Origin of the sequence: Bacillus sp. YP1, assembly GCF_000877815.1 — a bacterium.
Taxonomy (GTDB): domain Bacteria; phylum Bacillota; class Bacilli; order Bacillales; family Bacillaceae; genus Bacillus; species Bacillus subtilis.
The window spans coordinates 3,558,497-3,577,793 of sequence record NZ_CP010014.1 but is presented as its reverse complement, the minus strand read 5'-3'; the positions used below and the strand labels follow the sequence as shown (position 1 = coordinate 3,577,793).

The following is a 19,297-nucleotide window of genomic DNA, read 5'->3' as shown; positions in this document are numbered from 1 at the left end:
TTGCGGAATTCATACGGAAACTGATGTAGTGTTGCTGGCCTTCCGGATATGACATACTCTCTGTTAATCAGGCTCGAACGTACATCACAAAATGTACGTTCTTTTTTTTATCGCTGAAAGAACTCAATCCACTCACCGTCAGGGCCTTCGATATAGAAATAACGGTATCCGTTTGGAAGTGTTGTGATCTCCTCGTCGATAAATTTTGCGTTCATTTTTTCCGCTTTTGTATATTCAGCCGCGATGTCATCAGTCAGCAGGGCAATGTGGTGCACTTTTCCTTCAGCGGGAAGCTCGCTGCTGTAGCCTTGAATCAGTTCAATTTCTGTTTCCGGGCCGTCTTCAAAGCCAAGAAATGCAAGCTCGATTACACCGTTCGTGTGTGTGATGCGATTCTTCAATTTCATGCCGAGTACCTCTTCATAAAATGTGATGGACGCGTTAATATCTCTTACCATGATGCCTGTATGGTCAATTCGTTTTGCCATGCTGCTCCTCCTCGTAACTCTTTTTGTCTATCGTAGAAAAACCTTTCCTTTCTGTCAATGCAGACATCTTGGCGTTTTGTGGTACCATAAGAGAAAGCAAACGGAAAGAGGACGACATATATGAAGCTACTCACCCTAAAGAAAGCACACGCTGCCAAAATCAAAAAAGGCTATCCCCTTATCGAAAAAGAAGCTCTCGCAGGGAGTGCGGGGCACATGAAAGAAGGAGACCTCGTTGATATCGTGTCTGAGAGCGGCGAGTTTCTCGCGCGGGGCTATTATGGCCTGCAAAACAAAGGGGTCGGCTGGACGCTTACCCGCAATAAACATGAACAGGTTGACCAGGCATTTTTTCTCACCAAATTAACAAAAGCGGCCCAAGCGCGCGCCAAACTATTTGAGGCTCAAGATACAACAGCTTTCCGCCTGTTCAACGGTGAGGGCGACGGTGTCGGCGGCGTCACCATCGACTATTATGACGGCTACCTGCTGATTCAATGGTACAGCAAGGGGGTTTACACCTTTAAAGACATGCTGATTTCCGCATTGGATGAGATGGATCTTGATTATAAAGCGATTTACGAGAAGAAACGCTTCGACACGGCTGGACAATATGTTGAAGATGATGACTTCGTGAAAGGGAGAAGAGGCGAGTTCCCGATCATCATCCAAGAGAATGGCATTCAATACGCGGTGGATCTGAATGAAGGCGCCATGACGGGCATCTTTTTGGATCAGAGACATGTGCGCAAGGCGATCAGAGACCGCTATGCAAAAGGGAAAACCGTTTTAAATACGTTTTCTTATACGGGTGCATTCTCCGTGGCAGCGGCGCTTGGCGGAGCGGAGAAAACAACAAGCGTCGACGTGGCAAACCGAAGTCTGGCCAAAACGATCGAGCAATTCAGCGTGAACAAGCTGGATTATGAAGCGCACGACATTAAAGTGATGGACGTGTTTAACTATTTTTCATATGCTGCAAAAAAGGATTTGCGCTTTGATCTGATTATTCTCGATCCGCCTTCCTTTGCGCGCACAAAAAAACGCACCTTCAGCGCGGCCAAGGATTATAAAAACCTGCTGAAGGAAACGATCGCCATCACTGCTGACAAGGGTGTCATTGTTGCCTCTACAAACAGCAGCGCCTTTGGCATGAAGAAATTCAAAGGCTTTATCGATGCCGCATTTAAAGAAACAAACGAACGCTACACCATCATTGAGGAATTTACGCTGCCGGAGGATTTCAAAACGATTTCGGCATTTCCGGAAGGCAACTACCTGAAAGTGGTCCTTCTGCAGAAAAAATAATGAAAAAGCTGCCCTGTTCAGGGGCAGCTTTTTTTTATGTAGAAATGATCTGCTGGACGCGGCCGATGCGGCCATCTTCAAGACGGACTTTAATGCCATGCGGATGAAAGTTTGATTTCGTCAAAATATCCTTCACTGTCCCTCTCGTCAGTTTTCCTGTTTTTTGATCTGCTTTCAATACAATATCAACCTTCAACCCTTTCGAAATGCTGTTTCGCTCTTGCCCGTTCATAACGCACATCCTTTCTTTTGTTCATTATAGTCATTATGGTTTAAAAGTAACAGCCGGCTGATGAAGTGTATGTTTGTTTTTTTCAGCCTTCATTAAATATAATGTCAGGCCAAAGCCTGCTATGCTCAGAATGCCAAAAAGCAAGTAGACTGCGAAAATCGACACGTAGTCAAAAATGTACCCGCCTGCAAATGTGCAGAACCAGTTGCCGAACCCGTTGCCAATGGCGGCGTACATGGTCAGCGCCGTCGCTTCAACGTGTCTTGGGGTAATCTTTTTCACATATTGAAGCGCCGCCGGGATAAATAAACCGATGGCCACTCCCTGAAGAAAGACCGTCGCATAAATGATCCATAGTGAAGGCGCCGTGAAATAGAGCGCCCACCTGAATAATGAGACTCCGCCTGACAGCATAATGACGTTGAGCAGCCCCATTTTATCTATAAATGTTTGGGCGAATCTCATAAATGGAATTTCTGAAATAACGCCGATGAAAAATAAAATGCCGATAGCGGAAAGTGACGCGCCGCTTTTGTCCAGAAAAAGACTGAAATACGTATTGTTCGCTAAGTTTGGAGCAAATGTCGTAAAGGTGATGATCATAAAGATGAGGAAGGTTTTGTTGCTGATAAGCTCCCGGAATCCTTTGCGGATATTGACCTTTGTTTTCGTTTTCTGCTGGCCCGGCATTTGAGAAGCCAATATGGCGGCAATGCACAGAAAGGCGCAGCCAAAGATAAAGATCACGTGAATGGGGTACAGCTGGTTCGTCACCTGTCCCATGGCAAACACCGCGACGCCGAAGCCGAGAGAGCCAAACAGGCGGATTCCGCCGTAGTTGCCGTTTGTTTCTTGTGTGTACCTTAGTGAAATGCTGTCCGAAAGTGGAATAATCGTGCTTTGAAAGGCTGCAAAACAGGCCGCAATCAAAATAAACAGAGGAAAGCTGTCAAATGCAATATAGCCTAGTCCAATGATGCCTGTGATTGATGTGCAAACCGCCAGCAGGCCTTTCGTTTTTTGCGTATAGTCGCTCAGCATACCCCAAAACGGCTGAAAGAAAATCATCACAATCGGGCCCAGTGACATGATCAAGCCGACCTGTGATCCGCTTAAATGCTGTTCCTTCGTTAAATACATACTGAGTAGGGGAATCATGCTGCCCGTACCGAGAAAAGCAAACAAATAAAATCCTTTTAACGCGGCATAATGCCGTCTCACCTGCAAGTTGTGCATGAGGGTGCCTCCTTTGGTATCCACAAATACATTATATTGGAATTCGTCAGCTTTTCAATAAGGGGAAGCACATAAAAAAAACTGCCCTCGAGAGGACAGTTTTTTACATAAATGAAAGCAAAAACGGCGCCGCGCAAAGCGTCATAATCGCAGCTAAGATCATCGATACGCTTGAAATCGTGCCGGACACAGAGCTAAGCTCAAATGCCTTTGACGTTCCCGCTCCGTGTGCGCTTGTGCCGAGCAGCACGCCCCGCGCGATTTCGTTATCAATGCGGAAATAGCGGATGACCATCGGGCCGATCACTGTGCCGAGCAAAGCGGTTAAAATCACAAACACGGCTGTGACGGCAGGCATTCCGCCGATCATTTCAGATACGTTCATCGCGATCGGCGTTGTCACTGATCTCGGGACGAGGCTGTCAATTAAGCCGGTGCCGAGGTGAAGCCATTTCGCAATAAGAGCGGTAGAAATAATCGCGATGCATGAACCGACGGCCACATTCAAAATAATTTCCACTGCGTATTTCTTTAAAACAGGGAAATATTTATATAGCGGGATCGCGAATGCCACGGTGGCCGGCTGTAGCATATCGGTCAGCAATCCGCCGCCGAGATTATAGGACTCGTACGGGACATTCACCAGCAGCAGCAGACCGACTAACACAGCGGGCGTCACCAATAGCGGCGACGTATAAACACGCGGAAAGCGTTGATATACCTTTTTTGCTCCTAAATACACCAAAACCGTTAAAAACAAACTTACAATTCCGATGAACACGTATGCTTTTTCTCCTTTCTTTTTGCAATGATTTGTGTAAGCGTTCCTGTAGACACCATCACGACAAACGTGCTGATGATGACAACAAGCAGAATGCTGACACCGAATTTCGACATAATGTCTCCGTATTCAATCACTCCGACGGCAGACGGGATAAAAAATAAAAGCAGCTCCCCGAGAAGCCACGCCGCGCCAAGCTCGATCCATTCAAGCTTGATAATGTTAAAGTGTAATAATGTGAAAAGAATCACAATCCCAATTATACTGCCGGGAATATTTATATGAAGAAGGGCTGTCACCCAATTAATCAGCCGAGCAAATATAAATAACAGAGCGATTTGAATAACGGTTAGCAACAGTTTTTTCATATTGATGCCTCCCTTATATTCATATTGTACATAAGCTAGCGCTATAGGTAAAATATATATAAAGAATAAGAAGTATTCCTTTTGTCTATAGAAAGGGTGAAGCACATGGATATCCGCCATTTAACATATTTTCTGGAAGTCGCCCGATTAAAAAGCTTTACGAAGGCTTCCCAATCCCTTTATGTTTCTCAGCCGACGATATCAAAAATGATCAAAAATTTAGAAGAAGAGCTCGGAATTGAACTGTTTTACCGAAACGGCAGGCAGGTGGAACTGACTGATGCTGGTCATAGCATGTATGTGCAGGCGCAGGAAATCATTAAATCATTTCAAAACCTGACGTCAGAATTAAATGATATTATGGAAGTCAAGAAAGGGCACGTACGGATTGGACTGCCGCCGATGATCGGATCGGGGTTTTTCCCCAGAGTGCTCGGCGATTTCCGTGAAAACTATCCGAATGTCACCTTTCAGCTAGTCGAAGACGGTTCTATAAAAGTCCAAGAAGGTGTCGGGGACGGCTCTCTTGATATCGGCGTTGTGGTCCTTCCCGCAAACGAAGATATCTTTCATTCGTTTACAATCGTAAAAGAAACCTTAATGCTTGTCGTTCACCCTTCCCACAGGCTGGCTGATGAGAAAGAATGTCAGCTGCGTGAGTTGAAGGACGAGCCTTTTATTTTCTTCAGAGAGGATTTTGTCCTGCACAACCGAATTATGACGGAATGTATCAAGGCTGGGTTCCGGCCCCATATCATTTATGAAACATCACAATGGGATTTTATTAGTGAGATGGTATCAGCCAACCTTGGGATCGGGCTTTTGCCGGAACGGATCTGCCGCGGCCTTGACCCGGAAAAAGTGAAAGTCATTCCGCTTGTCGATCCGGTCATCCCTTGGCACCTCGCCATTATTTGGAGAAAGGACAGGTACTTGTCGTTTGCCGCCAGAGCTTGGCTCGAACATACGAAATCGTATTTATGGGACCCGAAAAAAGATAGTAAAGGATGATGCAAACATGGATGCACAATCAGCAGCAAAATGTCTTACGGCTGTCCGCCGGCATAGCCCACTGGTGCATAGCATAACCAACAATGTCGTAACGAATTTCACAGCAAACGGCCTGCTCGCGCTCGGCGCATCGCCCGTTATGGCGTACGCAAAAGAAGAGGTCGCCGATATGGCGAAGATTGCGGGTGCACTCGTTTTAAATATCGGAACGCTGAGCAAGGAGTCAGTCGAAGCGATGATCATCGCGGGGAAATCAGCTAATGAACATGGCGTTCCCGTCATTCTTGATCCTGTCGGTGCCGGAGCAACACCGTTCCGCACTGAATCGGCACGTGACATCATTCGTGAGGTGCGCCTTGCTGCAATCAGAGGAAATGCGGCGGAAATTGCCCATACCGTCGGCGTGACCGATTGGCTGATCAAAGGTGTTGATGCGGGTGAAGGCGGAGGCGACATCATCCGGCTGGCTCAGCAGGCGGCACAAAAGCTAAACACGGTCATTGCGATAACTGGTGAAGTTGATGTCATAGCCGACACGTCACATGTATACACCCTTCATAACGGCCACAAGCTGCTGACAAAAGTGACAGGCGCCGGTTGCCTGCTGACTTCCGTCGTCGGTGCGTTTTGCGCTGTGGAAGAAAATCCATTGTTTGCTGCTATTGCGGCCATTTCTTCGTATGGGGTCGCCGCTCAGCTTGCCGCACAGCAGACGGCTGACAAAGGCCCTGGAAGCTTTCAGATTGAATTGCTGAACAAGCTTTCAACTGTTACTGAACAAGACGTCCAAGAATGGGCGACTATAGAAAGGGTGACTGTCTCATGACTCGTATTTCTCGGGAAATGATGAAAGAGTTATTATCTGTATACTTCATTATGGGGTCAAACAATACGAAAGCCGATCCTGTTACAGTTGTACAAAAAGCGTTAAAAGGCGGTGCCACCCTGTACCAGTTCCGTGAAAAAGGCGGGGATGCGCTGACAGGAGAGGCTCGGATTAAATTTGCTGAAAAAGCGCAGGCAGCTTGCCGTGAAGCTGGTGTTCCGTTCATTGTCAATGATGATGTGGAATTGGCTCTGAATCTGAAAGCTGACGGTATCCACATCGGTCAGGAAGACGCAAATGCGAAAGAGGTAAGAGCTGCCATAGGTGATATGATTCTCGGCGTTTCTGCCCATACGATGTCTGAGGTGAAGCAAGCCGAAGAAGACGGAGCGGATTATGTCGGGCTTGGGCCGATCTATCCGACTGAAACGAAAAAAGATACGAGAGCGGTACAGGGTGTATCTCTTATCGAAGCAGTGCGCCGCCAAGGCATCAGCATTCCAATTGTCGGCATCGGCGGAATCACAATAGATAATGCCGCACCTGTTATCCAAGCGGGGGCCGATGGCGTCAGTATGATCAGCGCCATCAGTCAGGCGGAGGATCCTGAGAGTGCTGCACGCAAGTTTCGTGAGGAAATTCAAACGTATAAAACAGGAAGATAATCGTTCATTTTCCTTCAAAGGGCTGTTCTGTAAAAGGACAGCTTTTTTGCTGTCCATCAAGGTTTTCAGACCTTCAAATTTTAATTGACAAAGGACAGGAACTGGCTATGATTATGTTATACAATGATAATCATTTTCAATTATAGGAGGAACATGATGGCTCGGGGGCTGGCACTTATTCTATTCAGCTTGTTGATGGTTTTCGGTTCTGCGGCACATGCGGAAGATGATCCGATCGCCGCATTAATTCAATTAAACAAGCAAATGATCAAATCCGTAAAAGACGGGGATATGGATTCGGCACAACAAACGTTTGACACCTTCAAAGCGAAGTGGAAAAAAGAAGAACCTTCTATTAAGAAAGAAAACCTTTCTTCTCACAGTGAAATGGACGCGAATATCGCGATGATTTCTCTTTCTTTTATCAATCAAGACGCAGGCAAGCTCAAATCACAGCTTGAAGAGCTTTCATCTCATTTAGAAACCTACCAGCAGGCTGTCGTGCTGAAAAAGACATCCTCAGGTCAATCAAGGGCGTCCTTAACAGCCTATATACAAAGCTTGAAAGACACAAAACAGTTCATAGAAAAAAAACAATTGGATGAAGCGTCATCCGCAATCGACAATTTAGTTACATCCTGGCTCGCTGTTGAGGGAGATGTCGTGTCCCAATCGAAAGAAGCCTATACGACATCGGAGGAAAATCTGGCGCTGATGAAGGCGGAGATCGGCAGCCATCCTGAAAAGGTATCAAAGCAAATTGACGAAATGATTCAATTGCTCGAGCCGATCGCTTCAAGCAGCTACAGCTGGTGGGATGCGGCGCTGATCCCGGTTCGTGAAGGAATGGAGGCCCTCCTTGTCATCGGAGCGCTATTAACCATGACAAAAAAAGCGCGGGTTACGCGTTCCTCGACATGGATCTGGGGCGGGGCGTCCGCCGGCATGGCTGTTTCCTTAACAGCCGGCATCGGTGTCACGGTTCTGTTCTCCTCCAGTGTATTCGGAGAAAACAATTTCTTGCTTGGCGGCGTTACCGGCGTACTGTCCGCTGTCATGCTTTTGTATGTCGGGGTGTGGCTGCACAGAAACGCCTCAATGGATAAATGGAGAGAAAAAATCAATATCCAGAAGTCACATGCACTAAAAAAACGAAGCCTGCTTTCCTTTGCGCTCATTGCATTTCTGGCAGTTGTAAGAGAAGGTCTCGAAACGGTCATCTTTTTCATCGGGCTTGTCGGGAAGCTCCCGCTCACTGAACTGATCGGCGGAACTGCCGCAGGGCTTATCGTTCTCGTCATCGTCGGTGTTCTGATGATCAAGCTCGGAATGCGTATTCCATTGAAGCCGTTTTTTCTTCTATCAATGGCGGTTGTCCTGTATATGTGCGTGAAATTTCTCGGAACCGGCGTTCACAGCCTTCAGCTGGCGGGCATTCTTCCGTCTGATGCAGAAAGCTGGCTGCCGTCTGTATCGGTGCTAGGAATTTATCCGTCCGTGTACAGCACGATTCCGCAAATGTTGATTTTACTCTTTTTACTGATTGCGCTTGTTTCAGAAGCGGCAAAACATTTTACAAACGGAAAGGAACTGACAAAATGAATTTCACAAAAATCGCTGTATCAGCCGGATGCATCCTTGCGCTGTGCGCAGGCTGCGGAGCCAATGACACATCTTCAACCAAAGAAAAAGCTTCATCTGAAAAAAGCGGGGTCACTAAAGAAATCACCGCATCCGTAAATAAAATGGAAACCATCATTTCTAAGCTGAATGACTCAGCGGAAAAAGGAGACCAAAAAGAGATTGAAAAGAAGGGGAAAGAGTTAAACAGCTACTGGCTTTCCTTTGAAAACGATATTCGCAGCGACTATCCATTCGAATATACAGAAATCGAAAAGCATCTTCAGCCAATCTACACAGAAGCGCAAAAAGACAAACCGGATGCAGCAAAAATCAAGACAGAATCCGAGTCACTGAAAGCGTCCTTAGAAGACCTGACAGAAGCGAAGAAGAGCGGCAAAAAGGCTAGCGATCAGCTGGCAAAAGCAGCGGATGAATATAAAAGCTATGTCAAAGAGCAGAGCGATCAGCTTGTAAAAGCGACTGAATCATTTACAAGCGCTGTGAAATCCGGCGATATCGAAAAGTCCAAAACGTTATATGCGAAAGCGCGTGTTTATTACGAGCGAATCGAACCGATCGCTGAAAGCCTCGGAGATCTTGATCCGAAAATTGACGCCCGAGAAAACGATGTTGAAGAAGGAGACAAATGGACAGGCTTCCATAAGCTTGAGAAGGCCATTTGGAAGGATCAAGATATTTCCGGGGAAAAGGCAACAGCTGACCAGCTTCTCAAGGATGTAAAAGAGCTTGACGGTTCAATTCAATCACTGAAATTAACCCCTGAACAAATTGTTGCAGGCGCGATGGAGCTTCTGAACGAAGCCGGAATTTCGAAAATCACGGGAGAAGAAGAACGCTACTCACGAATTGATTTAGTTGACCTTATGGCAAATGTGGAAGGCTCCGAAGCCGTTTATCAAACAGTGAAAAGCGCGCTTGTAAAAGATCACTCCGACTTGACGGAAAAACTGGATACGGAGTTCAGCGAATTTGAAGTTTTAATGGCAAAATACAAAACAAATGATCAGTCCTATACGTCTTATGATAAATTAAGTGAAAAGCAAATCAGAGAGCTGAGCACTAAGCTGACGACTCTTTCTGAAACCATGTCGAAGATTGCGAATGTGCTATAAAAGGAGTTTTGTAACATCATGAGCGATGAACAGAAAAAGCCAGAACAAATTCACAGACGGGACATTTTAAAATGGGGAGCGATGGCGGGGGCAGCCGTTGCGATCGGTGCCAGCGGTCTCGGCGGTCTCGCTCCGCTTGTTCAGACTGCGGCTAAGCCATCGAAAAAGGATGAAAAAGAGGAGGAGCAGATTGTTCCGTTTTACGGAAAGCATCAGGCCGGAATCACAACTGCCCATCAGACGTATGTCTATTTTGCTGCACTGGATGTAACAGCAAAAGACAAAAGCGACATCATTACGTTATTTAGAAACTGGACAAGTCTCACACAGATGCTGACGTCTGGCAAGAAAATGTCAGCGGAGCAGAGAAATCAGTATCTGCCGCCGCAGGATACAGGTGAGTCTGCTGATTTATCCCCTTCCAACTTAACGGTCACATTCGGATTCGGGCCTGGCTTTTTTGAAAAAGACGGAAAGGACCGCTTCGGACTGAAAAGCAAAAAACCGAAGCACCTAGCCGCTCTTCCAGCGATGCCCAATGACAACCTGGATGAAAAGCAGGGAGGCGGGGACATCTGCATTCAAGTGTGTGCAGACGACGAGCAAGTGGCGTTTCACGCGCTGCGTAACCTGCTAAATCAAGCGGTCGGCACTTGTGAGGTCCGTTTTGTGAACAAAGGCTTTTTAAGCGGTGGAAAAAATGGTGAAACACCGCGCAACCTCTTCGGGTTTAAAGATGGAACAGGCAACCAGAGCACGAAGGATGACACGTTGATGAACTCGATCGTGTGGATTCAGTCTGGTGAGCCTGACTGGATGACGGGCGGCACCTATATGGCTTTTCGGAAAATCAAAATGTTCCTTGAGGTATGGGACCGCTCTTCCCTCAAGGACCAAGAGGATACCTTCGGCCGCAGAAAAAGCTCGGGGGCGCCTTTTGGGCAGAAAAAGGAAACAGATCCCGTGAAGCTGAATCAAATTCCGTCTAATTCACACGTCAGTCTAGCGAAATCTACTGGGAAACAAATTTTGCGAAGAGCTTTCTCTTACACAGAAGGACTTGATCCGAAAACCGGCTATATGGATGCAGGTCTCCTGTTTATCAGTTTTCAAAAAAATCCCGACAATCAGTTTATCCCGATGCTGAAGGCTCTTTCAGCAAAGGATGCGTTAAACGAATATACACAAACAATCGGTTCTGCTTTATACGCATGCCCAGGCGGCTGCAAAAAAGGAGAATATATTGCCCAGCGTTTGCTGGAATCATAAAAGAAGCCTTTACAGGCTTCTTTCAGCGTGTCGACAAACCCTCGCATTCGTTGTCAAGCCTGTGCGTTGGTGCTCACGAATTAGAGCATTCGCTCCGCTCCAATGCTCGGCTTTCCTAGACTTCAAGGGTTTTCAATCACGCTGAAAGGATGACAAAATCCTAAAACTTTTTAGGATTTTGTCATCAATCTGAAAGAAGCCTAAATCGGCTTCTTTATTAAAAAACAGTTGTAACTTTAATTGTTACAGTTTAAAATCAATTTAGTATGAAAGGAGATTATCATGACAGTACACATTAAAGTTTATTCAGATTACGTCTGCCCATTTTGTTTTGTTGGAAAAGCCGCTTTTGAAGAAGCGATAAAAGGAAAGGATGTTGAAGTCGAGTGGATGCCGTTTGAACTGCGCCCAAGCCCATCTCCTCAGCTTGATCCGGTCAATGATCCTTCTAAACAGTACATGTGGCAGACATCAATTCAGCCAATGGCGGAGAAATTAGGAGTCGAGATCAATTTTCCAAACGTCTCGCCCCATCCGTATACAGACCTCGCGTTTGAAGGCTTCCATTTTGCGAAGGAATACAATAAAGGACATGAATACAACACCCGTGTCTTTCAGGCATTTTTCCAGGAGGACCAAAATATCGGCGATATTGACATCTTGACGAAGCTCGCCGAGGAAGTGGGATTAGACGGTGCATCATTCAAATCAGCACTGGAAACAAGAACATATCAGGACGTGCAGCGCCAAGCCTTGAAGCACGCCTATGAAGAGGCTGACATCACAGCCGTTCCAACCTTTATTATCGGTGACACTGTAATTCCGGGTGCTGCCGGCAAGGATGTATTTGAAAAAGCGATTTCTGACGAGCAGAAGAAAAAGTAAGGAAAAAGCTCTCGATAAAGAGAGCTTTTTTTATTCCTGTTCCATATGGACGCCAGTATGCGCCTTCACCTGAATTTCTGCAAACGTATCTTCATCAATTGTTTTATCAGACGACAGCACCGTTCCGAGCCACGCGCCGAGAAAGCCGAGCGGGATGGAAATAATTCCTGGATTAGATAGCGGAATGAGCGGATCACCGGTAAAAATAGCACCTCCGGCCGGGTCCCACACACTAGGGCTCATCGATACCAGCACAAGCGCGCTGATCAGGCCTGTCAGGCTGCCCCATAAAGCGCCTGAGGCATTGAATCGTTTCCAGAAGACTGTAAACACAATCAGCGGAAGGTTTGCGCTGGCGGCTACCGCAAACGCGAGTGCAACAAGGAACGCCACATTTAAGGATTGTGCAAAAATCGCAAGGAGAATCGAGAGCACTGACACGGCGACAGAAGCCCATCTGGCCGCTTTCATTTGTTCTTTTTCAGTTGCTTCTCCCTTTCTGATGATCTGGCTGTAAATATCATGGGCAAATGCTGAGGCGGCAGACAGCACCAACCCTGTCACGACAGCCAAAATGGTGGCAAAGGCGATGGCTGATACAAACGCGAACAGAAAGTCTCCTCCGAGCGCTTTTGCTAAAAGCGGAGCCGCCATATTTCCCGCTTGATCAGCCGCCGTAATCGCGTCAAAACCGACAAATGCCGCGGCACCAAAGCCGAGAAATACCGTCATAATGTAAAACACACCGATAATCCATGTCGCTGACACAACGGATGTACGGGCCGTCTTGGCATCCTTAACGGTATAAAACCGGATCAATATATGCGGAAGCCCGGCGGTTCCCAGCACGAGTGCCAAGTTTAACGACAAGGTCTCAAGCGGCACCTTGTATTTATTTCCGGGGTTCAAAAAATCAGCGCCAAGCGGAGTAGCCGTTTTCATCTGTTCAAACATGGTATTAAGGCTAAAGCCGAATTTCGAAAACACGATAATCGAAATCACGAGTGTGCCGGCCATCAGCAAAACAGCTTTAATAATTTGAACCCAGCTTGTCGCGATCATGCCGCCAAACACGACATAAATGGTCATCAGCACTCCGACGATGAGGACAGCCGCGGTATAATCCAGCCCTAGAAGCAGTTTGATCAGCGCGCCCGCCCCCACGAGCTGGGCGATCATATAAAAAGTAGAGATGGCAATGGTATTGAGAGCCGCGACACCGCGGATTTTCTTTTCTTTAAAGCGAGCGGCAATCATGTCTGCCATCGTGTACTTTCCAAGATTCCGAAGCGGCTCCGCCACGATGTACAAGACAACGAGATAAGCCACCAGAAAACCGATGCTGTAAAAGAAGCCATCAAATCCATATAACGCAATCATTCCGGCAATCCCGAGAAACGAGGCGGCAGACATGTAGTCACCGGCAATTGCCAGTCCATTCTGAACGCCGGTGAGCCCGCCGCCCGCCGTATAAAACTCACTCGTCGTTTTCGTCCGCTTCGCGGCAAAATACGTGATAATAAGCGTCAGGCCAACAATCGCCAAAAATAATAAAAAAGCAGTCATATTCATGTCTGTTCACCCTTCAGATCCTCTTTTAAAGCGCTTACATACTTATCGAAATGGGCGGCTCTCCGGGAATACACAGTACTCAGTATCCAGGTCATAGCGAATTGGGCGATGGCGAACAGCCAAGCCCATGAAACAGCTCCAATGGCCGGTGCATTCAAAAAGGTGAAATAAGATGTCAAAACAGGGAGTGAAAAATAAAAAACAAAAAAGAAAATCGCAGAAGGAACAATAAAAGCGCGTTTCTGCTTTAAAAAAGCTTGAAAAGACGGCGTTGCAGCAATCTGTTTATAATCAGCTTTGTACATGGCTTTCCTCCTTTTATTCGCTAAACGTAAGCAAAAAGGTACACCAATAGGTATGTACTGAAAGTCCGATTTATGCGTTGTACAATAGCTGGAGGATGAAAAAAGAAGGAAGTCGTGAAGAGGTGAACACAGTGGTCTAAAGACAGGCGAAGGTTTTCAAGCTCGGCCGTGTATAAACGAGTTTGCTTTCAAAACCTCACCGAATGCAGCTTGTTCTCAGCAAAGCTGCTGTTTACCAGAGCACGGTTATCATGTTCGCATCACCTCTTTATGACAATGCATGTGCCAAGAGGTGATCGCATCACCGGCTGTCTGTCGTAGTTAGCTGACACACCGTTTGTCCTCAAGCTCAGCGCAGCGATTTGCTTTTGAATAGAGGATATGGTGAAAACTCAGATCAGGTGATAGAAAAGCCAGAGGTAAATAGATCCGCCTGTTCGGACTAGTCTTGCCGGACGGTTTTTTTGTGGTTTTTCTTTCTTGATGCTGTCTCAGATTCTAAAAACTGCCTCACATCATGAATGCCTAATCCAATGGATCTAGCTTCTTGAATTAACATATGCCAACCTTTGTCCAAATCTTTTTTAACATGAGTTTTCATAGTAACCTCCAATTGTATAAAATGTTTTCCTGCAACATGCGGGCAATAAAAGACAAGCCAGCGCGATGATGGAGGCGAGTACAACAAATTTCACACATAGTTGCTCGGTGTTCACAAACTGAAGGAAAAACCACCTACCTATTCCCTAAAAAAATGACTAATATAACCAATGGACCTTATTTATAATAATAAACAATTAAATACTGACTGGATAGTATGTAAATGAAAATAAATCATTTAGCCTATTAAAAATGACCCCTGGGAAACCGAATAGCATAACCGTTTAAAGAAATAAATACCGCTAAAGATTGATCCGGTGTAAGATAAGGGTAATCATTACCGCCAGGAGAAAAATATGAAAAAAAACAAATTTCAAATTAAAAGAGAAGCAACATTTGAAAGTTTTATAGACGCTGGCGTGAATTTGTTGATTGACCGAGCGTATGATCCGGTTTCTGTAGAAGATATCAGCAGAGCCGCCGGGTACAGCAAAGGAGCATTTTATGTTCATTTTGTCAGCAAGGACGATTTTCTGCTGTACCTTCTCGAAAAACGTCAGATGAAAAAAAAGATCATTATAGGGTATCTTGATCAAATGGAGCGGGAGTCAGTGAAATCGCTGACATTGGACGAGGCTGCAAAACACGCTGCAGAACTGCTTTATTCCTATTACATAAATAAGCCGTCGTGGGACATCACCTCGTTTGCCATGAACATGCCGACATATAAAGTCTTAAAGAAATGCAAGGCCTATGTCCGGCTGTACGAATTGTGGGTGGAAGAAAATGTGTTATATATTAAGTGGCTGAAGGAGAGAAAGCTGATTGACGCCTGTATTGATCCTGAATATACGGCTAAAATAATATGTGCAGTCCTCGACGGAATCATCAAACAATCATATGTATTGGGCCAGCCAGCCACCTTCCGCAGCTTTTTAGACGCACTCTCGGTATTTTTTACTTTAGACAGAGAGCACGAGAGGCCAAGAATTTTGAAAAGTTTTTCAGAAAGCGAGGAACATCAGTGAAGTATAGAGAAATAATTATGTATATCATTATGGGGGTTTTCACAACCATTGTGAATATCGCCAGCTTTTATATATTGGTAGAGATCATGAATGTGGATTACAAAGCCGCCACTGTTGCCGCTTGGATTTTGTCCGTGCTGTTTGCTTACATAACAAATAAATTATATGTGTTTCAGCAAAAAACGCATGATCTGCAGAGCCTGCTGAAAGAGCTCACTGCTTTTTTCAGCGTTCGGGTCCTGTCTCTCGGCATAGATTTAGGCATGATGATCATTCTTGTCGGCCAGTTCAATACAAATGAAACCTTGGCCAAAATACTCGACAACGCGGTCATTGTTGTCGTCAACTATGTTGCGAGCAAATGGCTCGTCTTTAAAAAAACAAAAGAAGAAGGGGTATGAGAGGACTGCAGCATATGATCTGCCGTTTTCTATGAAGAAATAAGGGGAATAAAAAATAAAAACCAGAAAGGTGATTGCACATGCGGGAAGAGCTAAAGGGGATATTTGCAAGTGTATTCGGAGAAAAAGAGGGGTTACGGTTTTTTTTCGCACCTGGAAGAGTGAATCTGATTGGAGAACATACAGACTATAACGGCGGGCATGTCTTTCCGTGCGCGCTGACAATGGGTACATATGCTGCTGTTGCAGAAAGAAACGACGGGCTTGTCCGGATGTATTCAGATAACTTTAGAAACGCAGGCATCAAGGAATGCAGCCTTGACGACATTCGCTATCAAAAAGAAGACGACTGGGCGAACTACCCAAAAGGCGTGATTTATGAATTTCAACAGAGGGGATATGCAGTTCCCCATGGCTTTGACATTGTATTTTCAGGGAATATTCCAAACGGGGCGGGACTGTCGTCTTCCGCTTCTATTGAACTGCTGATGGGGGTCGTGCTCCAAAGTTATTTTCATCCTGAAGTAGATGCGCTTGAGCTTGTGAAAATGGCGCAGCATGCGGAAAACCATTTTATCGGCGTCAATTGCGGAATTATGGACCAATTTGCAATTGGAATGGGGAAAAAACATCATGCGATGCTGCTGAACTGTGACACGCTTGACTATGAATATAGCAAACTCAATGTCTCAGGCCTCGCGCTGGTCATCGCGAACACGAACAAAAAAAGGACATTGGCTGACTCCAGCTATAATACGAGACGCCAAGAATGCAATGATGCATTGCTTGATCTGAAAAAAGGCCTCGATATTGCCGCACTGGGCGACATCAAGCCTTCTGATTTCGATGCGCATTCCAGCCTGATCCAAAATGAAACGAACAGACGCCGGGCAAAGCACGCTGTATACGAAAATCATCGTGCTATTAAGACGGCCCATATGTTCAAAGAGAACAATATAGATGAAATCGGGCAGTTAATGAAGGAATCCCACCTTTCATTGAAGGATGACTATGAAGTAACATGCCCTGAACTTGATGAGCTTGTGTTTGCGGCATGGGATCACGAAGGTGTAATTGGATCAAGAATGACGGGAGCAGGCTTTGGCGGCTGCACCATCAGCATTGTAAAAGATGAGTTCGTTGATGATTTTATTCAGAAGGTTGGAGACAGATATCAAGAAAAAACAGGGCTCCGAGCGGACTTTTATGTCGCGGATATCGGAGAGGGAGCGAGAGAACTAAAGGGGGAGTGACATATGAGTATTATTGAACATCTGGAACAGCTGCTTGAGTATGGCCTGGAACGAAAATTGATTTCGATCTGGGATCGGGAATATACGAGAAACCGTCTTTATGAAGCGCTGGGCATCACACATCCCGAGCCGAACTCCAGCACCAGCATCAAGCAGTCACAAAGCCTGCCGGACTTGCTAGCTCCCATCTATAAATGGGCTGCCGAAACCGGCCGAATGGAAGCGGATACAGATACGTACCGTGACCTGCTCAGCGCAAAGCTGATGGGCTGTTTTGTGCCTGCCCCGTCCGAGGTCATTCGCAAATTTGAAGAGACAAAAGCATTATACGGCCCAAAACAGGCGACAAAGGAATTCTATCAATATTCAGAGGATGTCTATTATATACGGACTGACAGAATCGCCAAAAATGTTCATTGGACGGTGCCGACCGAATATGGCGAGCTGGAAATGACCATTAACCTATCAAAGCCTGAAAAGGACCCGAAAGCGATTGCGGCTGCAAAAGAGCAGGAACAGACAAATTATCCGATGTGTTTGCTGTGTAAAGAAAATGTCGGCTTCGAGGGAAGCGTGAATCATCCAGCCCGGCAAAATCACAGAATCATTCCGGTCATCCTTGAGGACGAACAATGGTTCCTGCAATTCTCGCCATATGTCTATTATCCGGAGCACTGCATTGTCTTAAAAGGTGAACATGAACCGATGGAGATCAGCAAAAAAACATTTGAAAGGCTGCTGTCATTTCTTGGCCAATATCCGCATTATTTTATCGGTTCAAACGCGGATCTGCCGATTGTCGGCGGCAGCATCCTAAGCCATGATCATTTCCAAGGCGGCGCGCATGATTTTCCAATGGCACGTGCAGAAGCGGAAGACGTTTATGAATTAAATGATTATCCCGGCGTGTCGCTGGGCTTAGTGAAGTGGCCGATGTCTGTGCTCAGGCTCCAAGGAGACGAACCGGGTCATGTCGCCGAAGCTGCTGACCATATCTTCCGCACGTGGCAGACGTATTCCGATGAAAAAGCCGGCATTGCCGCCTATACAGGCGATACGCCCCATAATACGGTCACACCGATTGCGCGGCGCAGGGGAGACTTGTACGAACTCGATATCGTACTGAGGAACAACCGGACGGATGAGGAGCATCCATTAGGAATATTTCATCCTCATCAAGAAGTCCACCATATTAAAAAAGAAAATATCGGCCTGATTGAGGTCATGGGATTGGCGATATTGCCTGGCCGCTTACAGGAGGAAATGAAAGAAACGGCAGCGGCGCTATGTTCTGCTGATCCGAAAACAGCCTTAGAACAAAATCCGCTCACTGCAAAGCATAGTGAGTGGGCTCTTCGGACGATGGAAAAAAGAACCATAACAAAAGAGAACGTAGATCTAGTCATAAAAGAAGAGCTGGGACATGTATTCGCGCGCATCCTTGAACACGCCGGTGTATTTAAGCAGACAGCAGAGGGAAAACAGGCCTTCAGAAGGTTCATCGATCAGTTGGGCGCCAAACCAGTCAAAAGCCTCAACCGCTAGGGTTGAGGCTTTTTCGATTTTTATGGCAAAACAAACACCCAAAGCGCTGACGCTTCGGGTGCTGCTGCTTTTATCCTCTTTTTCTGGTTAACAGGCTTACTAGAAAGACAACAATGGCTGCGCCGATTACCGCTGGAATAATGGCAAATCCGGCTAGGTGCGGCCCCCATGTTCCAAGCAGCCCGTGTCCGATCCAGGCGCCTATAAGACCTGCGATCATAGACCCGATAATTCCTCCGGGCATATCTCCTTTTACAAACAGGCTTCCAAGCCATCCGATAATAATAGCGACGATAAGTGAAATAAGAAAACTCATCATGCAACACATCCTATTTTTTATTTATTTGCTTATATCATTCCTCTTTTTTGTATAAGATAAACAACTGGATGCTCTCATAAAAAAATACGGACAATTCAGAGCATATTGGCTCTTCATTGCGCCTTTTCTTTCAATATTTGATGCGTTAAAATGGTAACCGTGTGAAAAGATGCTAGACGAGGAAAAAATAATTCCTATCTAGAAAGTTTAACAAAATGAAATTTTTGATTGACCTAAGTTTTTTATTGTGGTAAACCTTAATTTGTCAGAATTAGTTCTTCATCATCTTTCTTTACTTTATATGCGGAAATAACTAGAAACTTTTCATCTTAAGCGATAGATGTGAATAAAGTTGGAGCAATTTTTGTCGATTTTATGACATTTAAGCGAAAATGGGATGAAGTTTATAAAAAAATAAAGCTAATAAGTGAAGTTTTTGATAGCATAAC

Annotated in this window: 21 protein-coding genes; 12 read left to right on the top strand and 9 right to left on the bottom strand. The window is 45.7% G+C overall.

Annotated features, from left to right (window positions below):
• Positions 1–107: 107 nt before the first annotated feature.
• Positions 108–488 (bottom strand): glyoxalase GlxA, encoded by a 381-nt coding sequence (glxA, locus tag QF06_RS17625; protein WP_043940230.1) that lies wholly within the window; start codon positions 486–488, stop codon positions 108–110.
• Between the two features lie 120 nt (positions 489–608).
• On the opposite strand from glxA, the gene QF06_RS17620 reads away from it, so the two are divergent.
• Entirely contained in the window at positions 609–1,796 is a 1,188-nt protein-coding gene (locus QF06_RS17620) for a class I SAM-dependent rRNA methyltransferase (protein ID WP_041850377.1), read from the top strand.
• A gap of 34 nt (positions 1,797–1,830) precedes the next feature.
• Here QF06_RS17620 and QF06_RS17615 read toward each other — a convergent pair whose 3' ends face one another.
• From QF06_RS17615 to QF06_RS17600, 4 genes are all read right to left on the bottom strand, one after another.
• Entirely contained in the window at positions 1,831–2,028 is a 198-nt protein-coding gene (locus tag QF06_RS17615; protein ID WP_041850378.1) for a YwbE family protein, read from the bottom strand.
• 33 nt (positions 2,029–2,061) lie between these two features.
• Positions 2,062–3,264, bottom strand: coding sequence for an MFS transporter (locus QF06_RS17610; RefSeq protein ID WP_019712834.1), 1,203 nt, complete (start codon positions 3,262–3,264; stop codon positions 2,062–2,064).
• Between the two features lie 103 nt (positions 3,265–3,367).
• Positions 3,368–4,045, bottom strand: coding sequence for a CidB/LrgB family autolysis modulator (locus QF06_RS17605; RefSeq protein WP_003227371.1), 678 nt, complete (start codon positions 4,043–4,045; stop codon positions 3,368–3,370).
• The gene (locus tag QF06_RS17600) at positions 4,027–4,413 is read right to left on the bottom strand and encodes a CidA/LrgA family holin-like protein (RefSeq protein ID WP_015714922.1); all 387 of its coding nucleotides are present in this window, start codon (positions 4,411–4,413) and stop codon (positions 4,027–4,029) included. Before QF06_RS17600 ends, QF06_RS17605 begins: the two co-directional genes overlap by 19 nt.
• Before the next feature lie 105 nt (positions 4,414–4,518).
• On the opposite strand from QF06_RS17600, the gene cidR reads away from it, so the two are divergent.
• The 7 genes from cidR to QF06_RS17565 all read left to right on the top strand — a co-directional run bounded on the left by cidR (position 4,519) and on the right by QF06_RS17565 (position 11,825).
• Positions 4,519–5,424 (top strand): cidABC operon transcriptional activator CidR, encoded by a 906-nt coding sequence (cidR, locus tag QF06_RS17595; RefSeq protein ID WP_003227377.1) that lies wholly within the window; start codon positions 4,519–4,521, stop codon positions 5,422–5,424.
• Between the two features lie 7 nt (positions 5,425–5,431).
• On the top strand, positions 5,432–6,250 hold the full coding sequence (gene thiM, locus QF06_RS17590) for a hydroxyethylthiazole kinase (protein ID WP_003244274.1): 819 nt from the start codon (positions 5,432–5,434) through the stop codon (positions 6,248–6,250).
• Complete coding sequence (gene thiE, locus QF06_RS17585; RefSeq protein WP_003244128.1) at positions 6,247–6,915, top strand: thiamine phosphate synthase; 669 nt, start codon at positions 6,247–6,249, stop codon at positions 6,913–6,915. Before thiM ends, thiE begins: the two co-directional genes overlap by 4 nt.
• 156 nt (positions 6,916–7,071) lie before the next feature.
• Positions 7,072–8,517 (top strand): ferrous ion permease EfeU, encoded by a 1,446-nt coding sequence (gene efeU, locus QF06_RS17580; RefSeq protein ID WP_015714921.1) that lies wholly within the window; start codon positions 7,072–7,074, stop codon positions 8,515–8,517.
• Complete coding sequence (efeM, locus tag QF06_RS17575) at positions 8,514–9,671, top strand: iron uptake system protein EfeO (protein WP_015714920.1); 1,158 nt, start codon at positions 8,514–8,516, stop codon at positions 9,669–9,671. Before efeU ends, efeM begins: the two co-directional genes overlap by 4 nt.
• An 18-nt stretch (positions 9,672–9,689) precedes the next feature.
• Positions 9,690–10,940 carry an iron uptake transporter deferrochelatase/peroxidase subunit gene (gene efeB, locus QF06_RS17570; protein ID WP_003243445.1) on the top strand — a complete coding sequence of 417 codons (1,251 nt, stop codon included), beginning with the start codon at positions 9,690–9,692 and terminating at the stop codon, positions 10,938–10,940.
• Positions 10,941–11,222: 282 nt separating this feature from the next.
• A complete protein-coding gene (locus QF06_RS17565; protein WP_003242591.1) occupies positions 11,223–11,825 on the top strand; it encodes a DsbA family oxidoreductase in 603 nt (200 codons plus the stop codon).
• A gap of 30 nt (positions 11,826–11,855) precedes the next feature.
• Here QF06_RS17565 and QF06_RS17560 read toward each other — a convergent pair whose 3' ends face one another.
• From QF06_RS17560 to slrA, 3 genes are all read right to left on the bottom strand, one after another.
• A complete protein-coding gene (locus QF06_RS17560) occupies positions 11,856–13,397 on the bottom strand; it encodes a solute symporter family protein (RefSeq protein ID WP_003227390.1) in 1,542 nt (513 codons plus the stop codon).
• Entirely contained in the window at positions 13,394–13,702 is a 309-nt protein-coding gene (locus QF06_RS17555) for a DUF485 domain-containing protein (protein WP_003227392.1), read from the bottom strand. The genes QF06_RS17560 and QF06_RS17555 overlap by 4 nt, the downstream gene beginning before the upstream one ends.
• 442 nt (positions 13,703–14,144) lie before the next feature.
• Positions 14,145–14,303, bottom strand: coding sequence for a transcriptional regulator SlrA (gene slrA, locus QF06_RS17550; RefSeq protein ID WP_003243648.1), 159 nt, complete (start codon positions 14,301–14,303; stop codon positions 14,145–14,147).
• Between the two features lie 355 nt (positions 14,304–14,658).
• On the opposite strand from slrA, the gene slrC reads away from it, so the two are divergent.
• The 4 genes from slrC (at position 14,659) to galT (ending at position 18,529) form a co-directional block, all read left to right on the top strand.
• Entirely contained in the window at positions 14,659–15,330 is a 672-nt protein-coding gene (gene slrC / locus QF06_RS17545) for a transcriptional regulator SlrC (protein WP_003227396.1), read from the top strand.
• 17 nt (positions 15,331–15,347) lie between these two features.
• On the top strand, positions 15,348–15,731 hold the full coding sequence (locus QF06_RS17540; protein WP_003227398.1) for a GtrA family protein: 384 nt from the start codon (positions 15,348–15,350) through the stop codon (positions 15,729–15,731).
• 80 nt (positions 15,732–15,811) lie between these two features.
• On the top strand, positions 15,812–16,984 hold the full coding sequence (locus QF06_RS17535; RefSeq protein ID WP_003227400.1) for a galactokinase: 1,173 nt from the start codon (positions 15,812–15,814) through the stop codon (positions 16,982–16,984).
• Positions 16,985–16,987: 3 nt separating this feature from the next.
• Positions 16,988–18,529, top strand: coding sequence for a UDP-glucose--hexose-1-phosphate uridylyltransferase (gene galT / locus QF06_RS17530; RefSeq protein ID WP_003227402.1), 1,542 nt, complete (start codon positions 16,988–16,990; stop codon positions 18,527–18,529).
• Positions 18,530–18,599: 70 nt separating this feature from the next.
• Here the strand turns inward: galT and QF06_RS17525 are convergent, their stop codons facing one another.
• Positions 18,600–18,845, bottom strand: coding sequence for a GlsB/YeaQ/YmgE family stress response membrane protein (locus tag QF06_RS17525; RefSeq protein WP_009968363.1), 246 nt, complete (start codon positions 18,843–18,845; stop codon positions 18,600–18,602).
• Positions 18,846–19,297 lie beyond the last annotated feature (452 nt).